Origin of the sequence: Leucothrix pacifica (assembly GCF_003172875.1) — a bacterium.
Taxonomy (GTDB): Bacteria; Pseudomonadota; Gammaproteobacteria; order Thiotrichales; family Thiotrichaceae; genus Leucothrix; species Leucothrix pacifica.
Genome location: NZ_QGKM01000131.1, coordinates 2,662 through 2,872, shown reverse-complemented (window position 1 = coordinate 2,872; position 211 = coordinate 2,662).

The window sequence follows — 211 nt, the reverse complement described above, 5'->3', positions numbered from 1 at the left end:
GTCCGGAATGATTGTTGAATATGGTGAGTATCGACTCAGCGGGAGTTTAGTCTCATCATAGTCGTTTTTCGATAGTGGCATTACCATATCTGATGACTGCAGTTTGATAAGTTTCCGGCACTCTACTACCCTAGCGGCAATCGATGAATCAATCACTCATGGAGCAATTATGGAAGCAAGTTTCTGGCACCAGAAATGGGAAAGCAATCAA